This is a genomic window from Butyrivibrio sp. NC2002 (assembly GCF_000702265.1).
In the GTDB taxonomy this organism is placed as follows: domain Bacteria; phylum Bacillota; class Clostridia; order Lachnospirales; family Lachnospiraceae; genus Butyrivibrio.
Genome location: NZ_KL370880.1, coordinates 244575 through 262411, shown reverse-complemented (window position 1 = coordinate 262411; position 17837 = coordinate 244575). Strand labels below are relative to the sequence as shown.

The 17837-nt window shown below is 41.0% G+C and carries 11 protein-coding genes; all 11 read right to left on the bottom strand.

The window, feature by feature from the left end:
- Window positions 1-44: 44 nt before the first annotated feature.
- Window positions 45-2483: an ABC transporter substrate-binding protein gene (locus tag T543_RS08300; protein WP_035768255.1), complete on the bottom strand. Its 2439-nt coding sequence runs from the start codon at window positions 2481-2483 to the stop codon at window positions 45-47.
- Window positions 2484-2663: 180 nt separating this feature from the next.
- Window positions 2664-3224, bottom strand: coding sequence for a hypothetical protein (locus T543_RS08295; RefSeq protein WP_035767548.1), 561 nt, complete (start codon window positions 3222-3224; stop codon window positions 2664-2666).
- Window positions 3225-3457: 233 nt separating this feature from the next.
- Complete coding sequence (locus T543_RS16240; RefSeq protein ID WP_242839493.1) at window positions 3458-5023, bottom strand: WecB/TagA/CpsF family glycosyltransferase; 1566 nt, start codon at window positions 5021-5023, stop codon at window positions 3458-3460.
- A 41-nt stretch (window positions 5024-5064) separates the two neighbouring features.
- On the bottom strand, window positions 5065-6933 hold the full coding sequence (gene glmS / locus T543_RS08285; protein ID WP_035767546.1) for a glutamine--fructose-6-phosphate transaminase (isomerizing): 1869 nt from the start codon (window positions 6931-6933) through the stop codon (window positions 5065-5067).
- A gap of 22 nt (window positions 6934-6955) precedes the next feature.
- Window positions 6956-8278: a DegT/DnrJ/EryC1/StrS family aminotransferase gene (locus tag T543_RS08280; protein ID WP_242839492.1), complete on the bottom strand. Its 1323-nt coding sequence runs from the start codon at window positions 8276-8278 to the stop codon at window positions 6956-6958.
- 11 nt (window positions 8279-8289) lie between these two features.
- On the bottom strand, window positions 8290-10236 hold the full coding sequence (locus T543_RS08275) for a polysaccharide biosynthesis protein (RefSeq protein WP_035767545.1): 1947 nt from the start codon (window positions 10234-10236) through the stop codon (window positions 8290-8292).
- Window positions 10237-10259: 23 nt separating this feature from the next.
- The gene (locus T543_RS08270) at window positions 10260-12932 is read right to left on the bottom strand and encodes an O-antigen ligase family protein (protein WP_035767544.1); all 2673 of its coding nucleotides are present in this window, start codon (window positions 12930-12932) and stop codon (window positions 10260-10262) included.
- Window positions 12929-14575 (bottom strand): DUF6020 family protein, encoded by a 1647-nt coding sequence (locus T543_RS08265; RefSeq protein WP_035767543.1) that lies wholly within the window; start codon window positions 14573-14575, stop codon window positions 12929-12931. The genes T543_RS08270 and T543_RS08265 overlap by 4 nt, the downstream gene beginning before the upstream one ends.
- A complete protein-coding gene (locus T543_RS08260) occupies window positions 14550-15506 on the bottom strand; it encodes a glycosyltransferase family 2 protein (protein WP_035767542.1) in 957 nt (318 codons plus the stop codon). Before T543_RS08260 ends, T543_RS08265 begins: the two co-directional genes overlap by 26 nt.
- A 16-nt stretch (window positions 15507-15522) precedes the next feature.
- The gene (locus T543_RS08255) at window positions 15523-16041 is read right to left on the bottom strand and encodes a GNAT family N-acetyltransferase (RefSeq protein ID WP_035767541.1); all 519 of its coding nucleotides are present in this window, start codon (window positions 16039-16041) and stop codon (window positions 15523-15525) included.
- Window positions 16028-17836, bottom strand: coding sequence for a TgpA N-terminal domain-containing protein (locus T543_RS08250; protein ID WP_035767540.1), 1809 nt, complete (start codon window positions 17834-17836; stop codon window positions 16028-16030). The genes T543_RS08255 and T543_RS08250 overlap by 14 nt, the downstream gene beginning before the upstream one ends.
- Window position 17837 lies beyond the last annotated feature (1 nt).

Sequence of the window (17837 nt, the reverse complement as noted above, 5' to 3'; positions counted from 1 at the left end):
AGCCCCCACGGACAAAGTTATACGTATTATTTTATAAATACGAATTACTTAGTCTGAAGTGTGTTGATCTGATCAAATCCACTTGTTGTGCTGTAGAAGTTGTAGAAAGTTGTCTGATCCTGAAGCATTACAGACTCATCTACATTTACACGCTCAGGAGCGTAAACTGAGCATTCCTGTCTCTGATAGATCGGAATCTCTACTGCATAATCAACAATGTAGTCAAGGCACTCTTTATAGATAGCCTTACGTACTGCCTGATCTGTTGTTGAACGAGCTTCGATAATGAGGTCATCAAGTTCAGGCTGGTTGATTCTGTACATATAAGCAGAACCTCCTTCTGAATGATATACCTGGAACATATCAGGGTCAATTGATGCACCCCATGCTGCACACCAGATCTCAGCTGTACCACCTTCAGTTGCTGTCCAAAGAACAGAAGAATCTGAAAGGTCATTGATGATAAGATCAAAGCCGATCTTTGCAAGGTCTTCCTTAGCTGCTGTAAGGATACCAAATGAAGGATGATCACCTGAACCATCTGCAGGAATCATTGCTTCGTATGAAAGCTTAGCACCTTCAGGAGCTGCTGTAAGCTTACCATCTTCTACTGTGTAACCAGCCTTCTCGAAGAAGCCAAGTGCTGCCTGAAGAGCTGCATCATACTTCTCATCTTCTGACATGCCGTCTGTATAAATATCATTACCCTCAGCATCTACTGAGAAAGCAACCTTGTAATCAGGATCTGAAGCCTGAGGTGCTGCCCATGATGTATTTGAGATAGGATAGTTGATTACGTTAGCTGCTTCGCCATAGTAAGAATCAATTACAACGTCACGGTGTACAGCAAGTACTGTTGCAATAGCCTTACGAAGTGCCTTTGACTCTTCGCTTGAAGGATCATCGCCAACCTTAACGTTTTCAGAATTCATTCCGATGTAACCATATCCGTTAAAGTCTGTAAGAGCTGTATAAACTGTCTCACCCTGTAATTCGCCGTTTGAGTTGTCACCCTTGATCTGCTCAAGTGTTGACTTGTTTGCAGAAGGCTGAGCAATATCGAGTGTTCCCTGTACGATAGCGGGCTCAGCATCAGCCTGCTGTGTAACCTTCATCTGGATTTCCTTAACTATAGGAGCACCAAGGTAATAGTTCTCATTTGCCTTGAAGTAAACAATCTTGTTCTCAAACTTATCAAAGATGTAAGGACCAGCACCAAGAGGCTGTGTTGTCTTTGCACGAACTGTTGAAAGATCACCCTTGTCGAAACCAAAGTGTCCAGCCTCGTAATCATACTTGGAAGGATCGCCATAGTAGTGAAGAGGACATACAGGTAATGCTAAGCTATAAATAGCTGTTGCATCAAGCTTATCCATATGAACTGTGAATGAATAATCACCAGTCTTCTCGATACCTTCGATTGTTGTAACAGAGTCACCGGTTTCTACTGCATTCTTGTACTCGTCGCCAAGCATATCAAGGATGCTGTCTCCAGCTTTCTCTGCATCTGTAGCTGCAACAACGTCTCCGTCGTAAGCTGCAACGATTTCATTCCAGAAATCATCAACTGTAGGAGCTGTGCCACCCTTAACATCGAATGTAGCACCTGAAGGAGCAGTAAGTACGCCATCTGCTACCTGACCATAGCCCCAGTTTGCCATAGCATTTGCAATAGGATCAGCTGCAACTGCTTCATCATCTGATACAGCACCGTTTGCTGTGCAGTAATCTGCGATATCGTTGATGAACTGTTCCTTAGCTGCAGGGAAATCTGTTTCCCAGAACTTCTTCTGTTCATCTTCTGTAAAGTATGTGAAGTCTGTGTTATCTTCTCCGGCCTTAATAAGGAGGTTGAAGAGTGTCTCAGAACCGCTTCTGTATGCTTCCATACCAGTGATGGGAAGTGCATTGAATGATGAACTTCCATCATAAGAAGGATCAGCAAATACATACATAGAGAAAATAGCATCATCTGCTGTAAGAGGCTCTCCATCTGAGAACTTAACATCGTCACGAAGCTGGAATGCATAATCAACTGTTCCATCCTCGTTCTCTGTTACAGTGATGTCGGAAAGTCCCTTATAATCATAGGAATTACCTTCATATTCCTTAGTCTCACCCTCGATGCCGTTCATGATAACTTCGCCGAGACGGTCTGTCATAATAAGACCTACTGTTGTGAGGTTCTGTACATTAGAATCATAAGTAGTTGTTGAGAAGAAAGGACTGAATTTCTCAGAGAATTCAGACTCTCCAATTACGAGAGGTGCTCCGCTTCCTGTACTCTCAGTAGCTTCCGATGCATCTGCTGAATCAGCTTCTGTTGTATCTTCAGCTGTCTCTTCTGATGCAGTTTCTTCTGCAGAAGATGTTGTCTCATCCGCAGACTCAGTTGTTGTGTTGCCTGTGTTTCCACATCCTACGGCACTAACAACCATTGTTCCGGCAAGTCCCATTGCCAGAAGTTTGCCTAACTTTTTCATATTGCCCTCCATTCCGGGGTCTCCCCCTTAATTTTATGTGAATCCACTTTGTGGTAATCACCGTGCACAATTCTGTAAGGCTGTTACTTTACTCAAAGCCACATCAGAAAGTTTACACTCTTACTACTTTTCTTCATATTATCCATTCTTTATAACTGATAATAATAAAAACTTATCAGGTCACTTCCCGGATTCTACTGTTATTTGCGAAAAATGTTTATTATAATACCTTCCAAACTTAATGCCGACCAAAATCACCGGTATGTGTAACAGAAAATAAATAATCTCAAGCTTGATATCGTATTGACCGCGTCTTATTACCAGATAAACAACTTCACATAAAGCGCTTATAGCTGCAATAACCATGACAGCAGCACCACAAAAGTGCATTCTTCCAATACCCTTGTCATATTGCGGCTTAGTCATTCTGGGAGTTGCAGTCACATATTCAACAACTCCTACCAGATAAAATAATATAGGTAGAAATTGAATAAAATACGGAAGAACTATCCACAATGTGCGCGAAGATGTCTGGTTCACAAGTCCCTGCACAAGAACAGCTGCAAGCATCAATACTCCATACGTTATACAAGGTAAGTATGTTTTCTTTTTTTCATTTTCATCAAACGGAAGCACGTAGATATCCCCAATATAGAAGAACCTGTCCCGAAACCTCCCTTTTTTATCCACCTCAGGGACATGATCGTAATCACCCTTGTATGGATTGTGTAAAATACTCATCTATAAAAATCCTAAATTATAAAGAAAAAGCGCTCCTAAACTTACACTCGCAAGTAGGAACGCCGTTGTTCTAAATGTAAGTATACAATAATACAATTATATTTTCTACACTGAGATTAAATTATATCAAAATGATAAAAAAAGTCAAGCAGTGGCGCACTTTTGTCCTTGCTTCACGGACACTTCGCCGGTTTAAAGCATTAGTGCGGAAACTGTTAAAATATAGTATTGCGCTATTTGCGCAATACTATTGCTTTCCAGATAAACTTTATGTTTGATTCAAAGTATCTCTTGAAAAGACGTTTTGGATCCTGAAAGAGTCTGTAGAGCCATTCCATTCCAATTTTTCTGACCCACACAGGTGCTCTCTTAATATTTCCCGCAAAAAAGTTAAATCCGGCTCCCACTCCAAGCATCACACCTGAGAGTCTGTTTTCATGAGCAGCCATCCACTTCTCCTGCTTGGGAGCTCCAAGGCCAATCCATATAAGATCGGCACCTGATGCATTGAGCATTCTTATTATTTCTTCATCTTCTTCTGCCGTAAGTTCCCTGAACGGAGGAGAATAGTAGCCTCTTATATCCATGCCGGGATATTTCTTTTCAAGATTCTCCTTAAGAAGACTTATGGTCTCCTCAGTGGATCCGTAGAAGAAATGAGATAGACTTCCGTCCATAGTAGCGCCAAACATTGCTTCCATGAAGTCCGGACCTGCTATTCTCTCAGCATTTATATAGCCCGCTTTCTGGATCCTGCCAACTATTGGCTGACCATCAGGAAACGTAAGTGCAGAATTATTCTGAATCTGCCTGTAATCCTCATGCTCACTTGCTTCCACAGTTGTATGAACATTGCAGTAACATATATATTTTCCTGCAAAATCCTTGATATGCTTCTTAACATATATTACCGCGTTATCGACGTTTGATACTGCAAATTCAACGCCAAGTACAGTGCATCTTTTCACCATTGCGGTAAAGTATGACGTCTGAAAATATCCGACTTTTCTGATGAGCTTGTTTGTGATCCATGAACCATCAAGTGCAAGGGCGTAATAAGTGTTGATTCCCTTTTTTTCAAGGCGTCTGATTATGTTATCTCTCACATAATCCCTGCATTCATTCTGAGGGTTGTCGGATATGCACAGCAACGCATCCGTACATTCACCATGGCTTATTGTCTCTATCAGCCTGTTCCTTATGGCATCAAGGTTATCTTTATCCGTCCTTACAATATCCATTGGATATGCTTCGTCGATCGCATAATAGTCAGAAACCTCGAACTCATCTTCAAGGTTCTGCTCAATATGTCCCCTGATTGCAGGAAGTTCTCTGCTATAACCAAGTACAGCAAGCTTTCTTCTGTGGACATCAGGATTGCCTTTTTTCTGAAGAACAGCTCTGTAGATCATCCTGAAAATGAAAACCGAGGAAATATTAAACAAAACCAGAATGACCATTGCTACTCTGGACATCTTCTTGGTGTTCTGAGTAAACATAAGCGCAATAAGAACGAGGCCAAATAGCACTGCCTGCTGCCTTACTGTGGATGAGAGGATTTCAAGAGGATCGTATTTTTCAAGGCTCTTGTAATCCTTTCGTCTGCCATTATATACATCAATAAGCATGGAAATAAGAAGTTCCAAAACAAATACCATTGAATAAAGCGGAATCATCCATGGCTTATTGAAATACCATTTGAATCTGACTGTAATCATAAGCATATAGGCAGCAAAAAGTGCTGCTATATCCACAATAACAAGTATTCTTCTTCGCTTATGTGAGCGGCTCAAGCTCATAAATTACAACCCCTTTTCATAAAGTCACTTTTTTGTAGCGATCATTCAACAGTTACGCTCTTTGCAAGGTTTCTTGGCTTATCTACATCAAGACCTCTTGAAACAGATACATAATATCCAAGAAGCTGAAGAGGTATAACCGCAAGTGATCCGATGAAGTGGTTATCCATCTTGGGTATATATGTTACAAAGTCTGCTGTATCTTCTATCTCATAATTGCCGTAGGATGTAAGTCCCATAAGGTATGCTCCTCTTGACTTACACTCAACCATATTTGATATGGTCTTCTCATAAAGGTTATCCTGTCCGAGAATACCGACAACAAGTGTGCCATCCTCTATAAGGCTGATAGTACCGTGCTTAAGTTCTCCTGCTGCATAAGCCTCTGAATGAATATATGATATTTCCTTCATCTTAAGGCTTCCCTCAAGTCCAATCGCATAGTCGATTCCTCTTCCGATAAAGAAGATATCCTTTGCATTGGAAATCTTGGATGCAAACCACTGAAGCCTTTCCTTGTCATCAAGGACCTTCTGGATGCAATCCGGGATCCTTGCTATCTCGGCAAGGTATTTATCATAATCCTCTTTGGAGATTTTGCCTCTTACAAGCGCAAACTCTACTGCAAGGATATATGCTGAAACAAGCTGACAGCTGTATGCCTTGGTAGTAGCTACTGAAATCTCAGGACCTGCAAGAGTGTAGAGAACATGGTCTGCCTCTCTTGCTATTGATGAACCTACTACGTTAACTATTGCAAGGGTCTTTACTCCGTTTTCTTTTGCTTCTCTTAATGCAGCAAGAGTATCTGCCGTCTCTCCTGACTGGGATATTACTATTACAAGAGTATTATCATGTAAAATAGGTCTTCTGTATCTGAATTCCGAAGCAAGCTCAACCCTTACAGGTATTCTGGCAAGATCTTCTATTACATACTGAGCGGCCATTCCCACATGCCATGCAGAACCGCAAGCAACGATCGTAATTTCTGAATAGTTTTTGATCTCTTCCTCATCAATGCCAACATCTGAGAGGTTAACTTTTCCATTCTTTACAAGAGATCCGATGGTATCCTGGATAGCTCTGGGCTGCTCGTGGATCTCCTTCATCATGAAGTGCTCAAATCCGCCTCTTTCAGCAGCTTCTGCAGAGAACTTGATCTCAACAAGTTCTTTCTCTATCTGATCGCCGTTAAGGTCATAGAACTCTGCCTTACCGGGAAGTAGTCTTGCCATCTCGTTGTTGCCGATATAGTAAACATTTTTTGTGTGATTAAGGATAGCAGGTACATCTGAAGCCACAAAGGTCTCACCATCTGTAATTCCGATGATCATAGGGCTGTCTTTTCTTGCAACATAGATTTCATCGGGATAGTCAAGGAACATAACTTCAAGAGCATAAGATCCTCGTACTCTGACCATTGTTTTTGCAAGAGCATCGATGGGGCCTACCTTGTACTTCTTGTAGTAATAATCTACAAGCTTGATAGCAACCTCTGTATCTGTATCACTGTAAAACTCATAACCGTTCTTAATGAGTTTTTCTTTAAGTTCCTGGTAGTTCTCGATAATGCCGTTATGTACACCTACTACTTCAGACTCTACAGGGCCTGATGCAGAACCTGTACAATTACCTGAAACATGAGGATGTGCATTGATCTGAGAAGGGCCGCCATGAGTTGCCCATCTTGTATGACCTATACCGCAGCAACCAATTACAGAATTACCGTTATTGGTCTTTTCTTCAAGATTTTTAAGTCTTCCTACTGCTTTAACTACTTCAGCCTTTTCCTCGCCATTTCTTACCGCGATTCCTGCTGAATCATATCCTCTGTACTCAAGCTTTGAAAGTCCCTCAAGAAGAATGGGGGCTGCCTGATGTTTACCTACAAATCCAACTATTCCGCACATAATGTTTCCTTTCTGTAACTCCTTATCTGAAGCATCTGTGAATAATATCTATAACTATATCCTGCTGCTCTTTTGTCATTCTGACATCCGATGGCAGACAAAGTCCTCTGTCAAATATATCCTCGCCGATACATACAATCTCACCTTCATCTATGTATGCATTGCTCAAGCCTCTGTGTATACCTCTCTTTGTGATAAAGAGATTGTTTCTGTAAATAGGCTGCATATGCATTGGCTTCCAGATAGGTCTGCCCTCTGCATTAAAAGCACTGATTGCCTGTAATATCTCTGTGGGGCAGGACTTTCCTTCTTCCGAAATGTAAAGTGCCTCTTTCTCAGATCTTATCTGAGGACACATTGCATCCTTATCTATCGTCATACAGCTAAGCCAATAATTGGGCTCTGTATCTTCAGGTACAGGATTCATTGAGACAGAAAGATCCTTTAAGCCTTCCTTATATCTCTCATAAATCTTTTTCTTCATCAAGATATGCTCTTCCAGATAAGGAAGCTGGCCTCTTATTACTCCTGCAATTATATTGGACATTCTGTAATTATATCCCAGTTCCTCATGCTGGTACCACGCAGCATCTTCTCTTGCCTGTGTGCTCCATTTTCTTATCTTGTGAGCATCTTCTATGCTGTCTACCAGGAGCATTCCGCCGGCGCTTCCGGTTATTATCTTGTTGCCGTTAAAAGATATTATACTGTAATCGCCAAACTTACCTGTCTGAACGCCTTTATAAGTAGCGCCAAAAGACTCTGCTGCATCTTCTATAATGAGCGCTCCATGAGCATCTGCTATCTTTCTTATTTCATCTATCTTGCCGGGAGTTCCGTAAAGATATGCAACTACTATAAGCTTTACATCAGGATAAAGTTCAAACGCCTTCTCAAGCGCTTCAGGGCACATGTTCCAGCTGTCTTTCTCAGTTTCTACAAAAACAGCCTCTCCGCCTTCGTATGCAACAGGATTAACAGTTGCATCAAAAGTCATATCGGAGCAGAATACTTTCTTTCCTTCAAGCGTTCCGACATTAGCGGGCTTTGGTCCGTAGAGCCTTTCTCCTGCAAGTCTCATTGCCAGATGAAGTGCTGCTGTTCCGGCACTTAGTCCTATGGCATATTTTCTGCCAATCTTTTCAGCAACAATTCTCTCTACTTCATTTATATTTTCGCCGACCGTGGAAACCCAGTTTTTCTCGATAGCATCATTTATCCACTTCTGTTCTTCTCCGTGCAGACATGGAGATGCAAGCCAGACTTTGGAATCAAAAACCTTTATCCCATCGAATCTTTTGTCGTTTTGGAATTTTTCTCTTATCAAATTCATATTGTCAGCCATCTTATTACCTCTTAATAATCCGCCTCATTTATAAGCTCTGCTGCTCTCTCAAGTGCAAGCTGATGCTCTTTTGTATGGTCATCGGCATTGTCCTCGGGATGATAAGTAGTAACTATTTTCTGCACAATATCTCTGATCTCATCAGTATGTTCAGCCTTTGAAGCACTATTAAGCTCTTCAAGCTGTCCAAAGAACTTCATATCATCCATATCGATAGGCTTACCTATATGGATCATTCTGTTAGCTGTATCCTGAAGTCCCTCTTCATCCATGAGCATCTCTTCGTAAAGCTTTTCTCCGGGACGAAGACCGGTAAATTCAATCTTTATATCCTCGCCAACTTTATATCCGGAAAGCTTGATAAGGTTCTCAGCAAGGTCAAGTATCCTTACAGGCTCGCCCATATCAAGTACGAATATCTCACCGCCCTTTGCATAGGCTCCTGCCTGCATAACAAGGCTTACAGCCTCGGGGATAGTCATAAAGTATCTGATGATATTAGGGTCTGTAACTGTAACAGGTCCGCCCTGTGCAATCTGCTTTTTAAACAGCGGAATAACCGAACCGTTTGAACCAAGAACGTTACCAAATCTGACAGCTACAAATTCAGTATCATAATGCTTGTTGAAGGTCTGAACAATCATCTCACAGATACGCTTGCTGGCACCCATGATGTTTGTAGGATTGACAGCCTTATCTGTAGATATCATAACAAACTTCTTACATCCGTTCATAGCTGCTGCCATGGCAGTTTTAAATGTTCCGAATACGTTGTTCTTGATAGCCTCATTCGGGCTGTCTTCCATAAGAGGAACATGCTTATGAGCGGCTGCATGATATACAATATCGGGTTTGTATGTTTCAAATATCCTGTTTATCCTGTTTGTGTTTCTGACAGATGCTATAAGTACTTCAAGGTTAAGCTCGGGATGAGTCTTTTTAAGCTCCTGCTGTATATCATAGGCATTGTTTTCGTAAATATCTACGATTATCAGCATGCCCGGCTTATGATTAGCTATCTGTCTGCAAAGCTCAGATCCGATAGATCCGCCGCCACCGGTAACAAGAACAGTTTTCCCGCTCACATATCCGGCAATCTGGTTCAGATCTACAGCTATGGGATCTCTTCCAAGAAGGTCCTCTACCTCTACGTCACGCAGTTTGCTGACACTTACGTCCTCGTTAACAAGCTGATATACACCGGGAAGAGAGAGAAGTTTACAATTCGTCTCCTTACAAAGCGCAAGGAGTTCTCTCATTCCGCTTCTTGAAAGTGAAGGAATTGCAACGATTATCTCATCAATATCGTACAGGTCGGCGCACTCTATTATCTTATCTCTTCCGCCAACGACGCGAATTCCCTGAATATAGTGTCCCCATTTACTGCGGTCATCATCGATGATACATCTGATAACCATTGTGGAAAAATTGGAATTAACAATTTCCTTAATGATAACATTTCCGGCTTCACCTGCACCTATTACCATTACAGATGTGGAGTTCTTCCTGTTCTCAGACTTATGCTTAACGCTGCGAAAAAATCTGTAGCTGAATCTGCTGACAAATATCAGGCTTATCAGGAGGAATGTATACAAAAAGTAATAGCTCTGGGGAACCGGTTGTCTTCCGACTCTGAAAAACTGAAGTCCCACAGCATTAACTATTCCTGAAGCAACGCATGACATAACCAGATTCTGAAGCTCTGTCTCACCGGCATAAGCCCACAGACTGTGATACAGTCTCAGCACATAAAATATCATTATCGTTATGATGATGTTGATCGGCAAAAATCCGGTGACAGGATCCAGGAATTCTTCCGGAATAAGGTCTATGTTAAATTCGTATCTAAGCAGCAGTGCAAAAAAGCTTGCGACAATAATACTTAGTACGTCATAGACTATAAGTCCTGCTCTTCTATAAAATTTAGCAAAATTAAAAGGTCTTTTATCTGATTTCATATCTTTCTATGATACCACATTTTTTATCTTTTTCTATCTATAAAAGCAATTGGGATTACTGCAAGCACAAAAGCTATCGCCATAGGGTTACTTAACTGAAATACCCATTCGGAAACAGCAGCTACCCCAAAGCCTACCGTAACGGTATATGGTATAAGTGCTCCCTGCTCTATGTCTCTCTTTTTAATATAGTAGACGATGCTGCTTATAAAAGCCGTCGCCATAAGTAAAAAGAATAATACTCCGGCTATTATACCATTATCGTACATAACTTGCAGATAAGCGTTGTGAGCATGCACCGCAACCTCTCCGTCAGCGAGCACAGCGCCCATTTCATCGTGTCCCTCAAAGGTCATCTGTTCAAGGTAAGACTTAAAAATTGATATTCTTCCATTTGTGAAGTCATCCCCATCTTCAGAAGATGCTTCTTCGCTATCAATACCGCCTGCATCTAAAGATGCCTCATCAGGTTGAGGATTATCAAGTCCCAGTTCATACCCTGCCGTATCCATCAGGTACTGCCTTGTTTCTTCCGATGTCTGAGGATCTGCAAGCAGCTGCCTTATTCCTATGATCCAGTTTGCTGCCTGATCCTTTGTGAGCACAACTCCGTTTTCTCCGTAGATAGGATGTCCCTTTTCATCATAATTGTGGCTGTCCTGAGGATAATTGTAATCTATAAGGTCTTTATTTAGTATCTTTTCGCAGAACAGATCAGCAAATCTTTCAACACCCATGTAGAGCCTGCTGCCCGGCTGGGCTCCGCCGTACATCGCAACATTTTCAGGCTCAACTATAAACCACACAGGTCTCATAACGAGAGCAGGTATTGTCCTCTGAAGAGTAAATGCCACCGGGAAAAGCACGATCACAGAAAGCACCATGACTGCGATCTGTCTTCCAAGGTATTTAAGTCTGCCATTCCTGTTATCGGTTGCTGTAAGAATAAATACCATAAGAGCCATAACCACGCAGGCAAGGTATGCCGTTCTTGACATGGTAAATATCATGTAGGCGCTTATAAGGCCAAACATTATGAACTCTTTCCAGAGATATCTGAATCTGTTCATGAAACCTGATGTATCTCTTGTCACGTATATCTTATATAAAAGAAGTGACATGGAAGCTGCCATCATAACAGTCATGTATTCTGCGGTGATCGTTACCGTGTGGAAAACAAAAGGAAATCTACCCGTATTAAATGCCGCAAAATCTCTGTATAAAAGGCTGTATATCATCTCAAGTACAAAGTTAAGAAGCATACCGCCGCAAACAAGTTCAAGATAGCCGTTGCCTCTTTTAGCATCGTTTGATGTGTCCTTGCCTGTGCCGTATTCAAAACGCCGAAATCCGATTCCGTAATAGCTTGCCATGAGACAGATAACGAATATAGCCAAAACTATTCCCCAGAATCTGGTGTTTCTGAATACTACGATCGCTGCAAGAAACAGAATGAACATCCATCCAAAAATGCTTACTTTGTATTCTCTTTCCTTTTTCTTTAACATCTCCGGAACAATATTTATTATGAAAAATCCAAGAAGCACAACAATTATTATTCCGTATAAAGTAGCCGCGTTATTAAGGTCATACTCTTTTTCCGTATCGGGAATAAGGTGTCTGTTCCTGTAAAAAGCGCCGCATATTACAGCTGCTACTGCATAGATCAGATTGTATAACTTAAACACCCTCTGCCTTGGAAGTGCAAGACACAAAAATACGAGAAGACAGATGACCTCTTTTCTCTCAGCCAGTGTCTGGAAAATTGTATAGAGTGCATTCATGTACTCGCAGCAAAACCATAATGCACCTGCAATGGCTCCCATCTTAAGAAGATTAAGAGTATTGTGCCAAAGCTTGATATCAAGTGTTGCATCGTTTTCATGATTTATGGCATAGAGCATCAACAGTCCGGTTATAGCAGCCCCGATCTCATAAAAAATGATATCAAGTACTCTGTCATCAAACACCTTCATAGGGTAAATAGCAAACATGAGACAGATTGTAAGTAATATCGCTATCGGGTTCCCGACATACCTTATTACCAGGTGAACAGTTATAAGACTGTCCTCTTTCTTTTTATATACCATGTCTACGCACAGGATGGTGATCGCTGCCAGTACACAGATAACAGCAATAAACATAAGCGAAGTTCCCTTTGTAAGAGGCTGCTCATAATGAAGCCCCATAAGAAGATGCTTTCCCTGCACTCCTGTATCATGGTATGCGAAATCACTAAAAAATCCGCTCGTTCTGTCATTATCATTTACTATTCCAAGGCTGACATTTGATAAGCAGCCTCTTATAAGAAGTGTGTACTTTTTGCCCACTTCAATGCCAAGCTTTAAAGGTACGTTCACATATCCCGGCTCGGTAACTTCTCCTACATGAATGTATCTTTCATAACATTCCTGCATGTTTTCATCATAAATAACAAGTGACAGGTATTCCCCGCCCTCTACACTGTTTACGTATATATCGATTGAAGAGAGCCTGTCGTAATATGCGTCAAACTTCTGAACCACGTCATGATAATCATTAACGCTGACCGTTTCCTCAGCTTCTGTATATTCTGCGCCAAACGGGATATCTCTTTGCCATATCCTAAGAGGAAACAAAGACATGATCATCAAAAGCGCAAACACTATAACTACTGCCTTAATTGCAGTACTTTTATAAATGACTTTTCTTCTCATAACTCCTCCGCTTTACCCGGATAATCCTTTCCAAAGGCAAACATTATAAATACCGGGATCATATACCACAGGTATACCACATATCTAACAAGATAGGTCGGTCCCAAAAGAACAGTGAGCCAAACCATAAATACCAGTAAAAACGGCGCTATATAAGCCCCTCTTCCTCTCTTAACCGAAAGTATCCCCATATATATCAGGGCAAAAAAGTATGCTGCCGGTGCAAAGAAAAGTGAGATTACCGGTATATTTTGCTGGAATTTCTCTATGGACAGTTTCCTGTAAAAATCATCTATCACAGGAATAAGACTCTGCCTTGAGCCCGGCTCTTCAACTTCATATCCAAAGTACGAGCTCTCATCATATGTAAAAGTAAAAACGGTATTACCCTTATACACGTTTATGACTGCTCCGGGATACCAGTATCCGTAGGAAGTCAAAAACCATGAATTCAAATAGCTTACAGGATGTGAAAGGCCTTTGTCTTTCCAGAGCTTCCAAAATGACTCCTTATCCTCCTCGTAAGCCTCATTATTAAAATAGAGCTTTAGTATATCTGACAATCTGCCTGTGTAGTGTGAAAGTCCCTCATCACTGATATATCTGAAAAGAACTTCTTTTTCTTCTTCAGAAAAGCTCTCTTTATCATATACATAGAGTCTTCCGAGCTGCTGTATCGGAACCGTGAGTATTTCCTGATGTTCTCCCGACTCTGCAGAAAGTGAAAATTCCATAAGCTTACTTACAATAATGAAAATAAAAACAGGGATCACCAATATCTTAAGGAGATTCTTTTTCCTTTTAAACTTCTTTTTAGCTAAGGTATATCCCACATAAAAGATAGCGGCAAAAACTATGTATGCATACAAACCGTTATGCCTAAAGAGCATCATTAAAGCGGCTGCTATACAAAAGAGTTTACCGTATTTTTGTATGGTCTTTGGCTTTCCCGACTCAAGGTATCTTATGAAAAAAAGTACCGTCAGAAGTAAGAATGCTGAAAAAAGTCCGTCCTTACTTGAGCACAGTGTGTACATGACAATTGTGGGAAAGACTGCAAAATATGCTATCGTTGCATATCTTAGTTTTTCCCCTGCACCGTGCATCTTCATAAATGAAAGTATATATGTAAAGATAGCCGTCATAACAAGCATCTGCACTAATGTATATGCAAATATCCCTGCATTGTAGCTGCCTGTAAACTTATGAAAAAATGCAAGGCTTCCTCCAAGAAGCAGCACATGAAGAAGAGGGTGATGCGCATTAAAGCTTCTGGTTATTACCTCCATCACCTCTGTCTGTGCATCATATACGAAAAAGCCGGGATAAACACCAAGAAGGACGATAAAGTGGCATAAAGCAATTATCATCCATACTTTTATAAACTCGTTTCGGTTGTATCCTCTACCTAAGCCTATCTTATCTGTTATTCCTGCCTTTTCGCAAAAATAATCCAGACTTTTGAAGCTGATAAAGGCGATCACTGCTGCCAGAACAGGAATCAATATATATATTCGTTTATCTGCAAAAATAAGGTGATCGTATTTTTCAAGCTGATACCCAAAGACAAGTGACATAGAAAGCACTAGCCCAAAAAGGGCAGCTATTACCATGTCCTTACTCTGCTTCTTCTTTTGCGGCATGTTCCACCTCATCACGTATTACATACTGCGGATTGTTATTCTGCGAAATATATATTCTGCCGATGTATTCTCCTGCAAGTCCCACCATGATCATGAGCATTCCGCCCATAAACACAACGGCTGTCATAAGAGCGCTGAATCCGGTTATGGGAAGGTCAGGATACATGAGCTTTTTGATTATGGTATATATTCCGTATAAAAATCCAAGTGCTGCAAATATTCCGCCTACGAGAGTACCTATTCTAAGAGGCTTTATGCTAAAAGCCGTAAATCCGTTTACCCAAAGTCCCATGAGTTTGGCAAAGGTATATCCGCTTGTACCTACGTTTCTAGCTCTGTGGTTTACATCCACATTCACTATTTTCCTGGTTGTTCTAAGAACAAGTCCTATTACGTAGGGATAGGAGCTCTTGTACTTTACCATCTCATCAACAACATATCTTCTTGCAGCAAAATAGCTTGATACCATAAGATCCTTGGGCTTTCCAAGCATCACATGTGCCATCCATTCATTCATAGCAGAACCGAAGTTCCTGAACAGATTGTGTTTCTTGTGCTGATATCTTGCATATACTACATCTGCGCCCATCTCAATCTGGTAAAGAAGCTTTCCGACTTCATCCGCAGGCGTCTGACCATCATCATCAAGGCATACGATTATATCGCCCTTTGCCTTATTAAAGCCGGCCATCAGAGCTGCATGCTGACCAAAGTTTCTGGACAGGCTATAGCCCCTTACTTCTTCATGTCTTTTTACTATTTCACATATTTTGTCCCAGGTATTGTCCGGTGAGCAGTCATTTATGAGGATGATCTCATAGCTGTATAAAACCAGCATATCCATTGCACCCTCGATCTCACAGATCACATCTTCAATTGTTTTCTCCGAGCGATAGCACGGAATGATAAAACTGACCAGTTTGTTTTTCATATTTTTCATCCACTATTTATCTAAGTTTATTTTCCATCAGGAGCATATCTTTAATTTCTCCGTCGGAGCATTCCACATTATCAAGATCCTGTAAAAAACGAAAGCCTGCATGCTCATAGCTTTTTCTTGCCGCCTCATTGTCTTTAAAGACCCTGAGGATAAGTCTGTTTATCAGGACTTCATCACGGGCATAAGCACACATAAGGCTTGCTGCTTCGTTTCCGTAGCCTTTTCCTATTGCATCATCTTCGCCGATAAAAATGCCGTATTCAGCTTCCTTCTTAGCCCTGTCAATATCTCTTAGATAGACACTGCCAACAGGTCTTGCCCCTTCATTTTCGCATATTATGAGCTGGATTACATCACCTGTTTCAACCTTTGACTTCATCCACTGCTCATGTCCGCTCTTTGTAAAAACCTCGCGGTATATAAAATTATTCCTTACCCTTGGGTTATTTCTCCACTCAACTATCTTCTGCGTGTCATCATAAGTAATGGGTCTAAGGAACACCTTTTTCCCTTTAAGAATGTCCATTAGCTGATCTAACCTCCCAAATTGTGAACTCTCCCGCAACTTCATTTACAGGATTTAGCGAAACCTCTGTATCGCTGTCAGCGTAGTAATTGATGATCCACCAAGGTGCCTCATCTTTGTCTGCTACTACAAATGAGTTATCAAGAAGGATTCCGCTCTCCATATCATCGCCCTGATCAAAAAGCTCTAGCTTTTCCTGTTCTGCGGGGCTCTTTGATGCCCAACCTCCCATGATAACCCAGTTAGCTGCGCTGTTGTCCACATCATCAAACATCTTCTGTGAATATGTATATCCTGATGCATCATAGGCAACAGAGGTATAGACATCTACATAATAAAAATTATCCGGATGCTCTCTGAAAAAAGCTTCCAATTCTTTATAAGCTCTGTTGTACTGCTCTCTTCCCTTAACCTCTGATTCCGTAACCTTATGCTGCGCGGGAATAAAGACAATACATAAAGCGCAGGATACTGCCAGATAAATAGCCGCAGTTTTCCGTACTGCATTTTTTGTGTTCTTTTTTACATCCTCATTTTCAAAATAAGACACAATGCATATTTTGATAAGGCAAAGAAGAACCACTATCTCAATAAGATAAAGTGAATGCGTTATCCTGATAGGGTCTCTCTCCCTCACAAGAATATACATCCAGATAAGACTTCTTCCGCCAAACAGTATCAAAAGCCTGCCTGCAGCGGCCAGGAAATTCCCCCAAAAAGTTCTGCTGTACTTTTTGGTGATGATGATAAGCGCAAAACAAATAACATATAACAATCCTGCAGCTATATTCCACGGAGCATCAGTCATCGGATATTCAAAAGATTTCGGAAATGCCACATATCTTAGTCTGTATAAATATAAAGGAAGGACGCGTTTTACTCTGCTTCCCAGAGGTTCAGAAACCTTTATCTGTTTTGAGTACTCTGCTATCTTTTCCATGATCTCGGAATCGATATATTCATCTATTCCAAAATTGTAATTTACAAGAAGATCGTATTCGCTCTCCGATAGTCCTATCTCATCATAAAATGCCCTGTTTTCCTCATATCCGGGAATCTGATAGAAATCATACACATCAGTTCTTGCATCAAAAAAATCATAGAACTTCTGCCAGTCAGGGTCTGAGTAGCCTGCGTTATGCAAAAGTACCTGAACTGCTATACATGCAGCCATTATGATGATTACTTTCGCGTTTCTTTTAAACTCGCCTTTTTCTTTCCTGTTCTCTATATATCTGTAAAAGATAACAAGCAAAACAAAAGGAAGCATCAAGAGCGTCATCTCAGATCTTGTGAGGAAGGAAATGACTACCATTATCACTGCGAGAGCATCTCTTCTTTGCGCAAACAAAACTGCTGCCGCAGAACACATAAGGCCGACAGCATACGTATACTGAACTATCGCAAGATGTCCTGTCATAAGTGCCATAACAGATAATACCGCGATAATTCCAAGCACGGCAGCTGTTTTCTTTTTTGCACAAAAGCCTGTGACAAATTCCGTTATCACAAATATACTCACAAACTGGCATGCCACAAGGTAGATTCCATACCAGTCTATGCCTCTGTACACCTTATAAAAAAGGCTGATAGCAAAACTGATCGGATATTGCATCTGAATGTTGTGCCCCTCCGGTGTTCCTGTATAGATGCCCGAAAGAATATCCTTCATTAAAACATCATCATTCAGATCGAAGAAATAATCGTACAAAAGTCCCACGATCACAAATAAACAAGTGACCATGAGACCTGTAATTATAAAGTTGTAGTTAAAAATACTTCTCTTTTTTTTCATA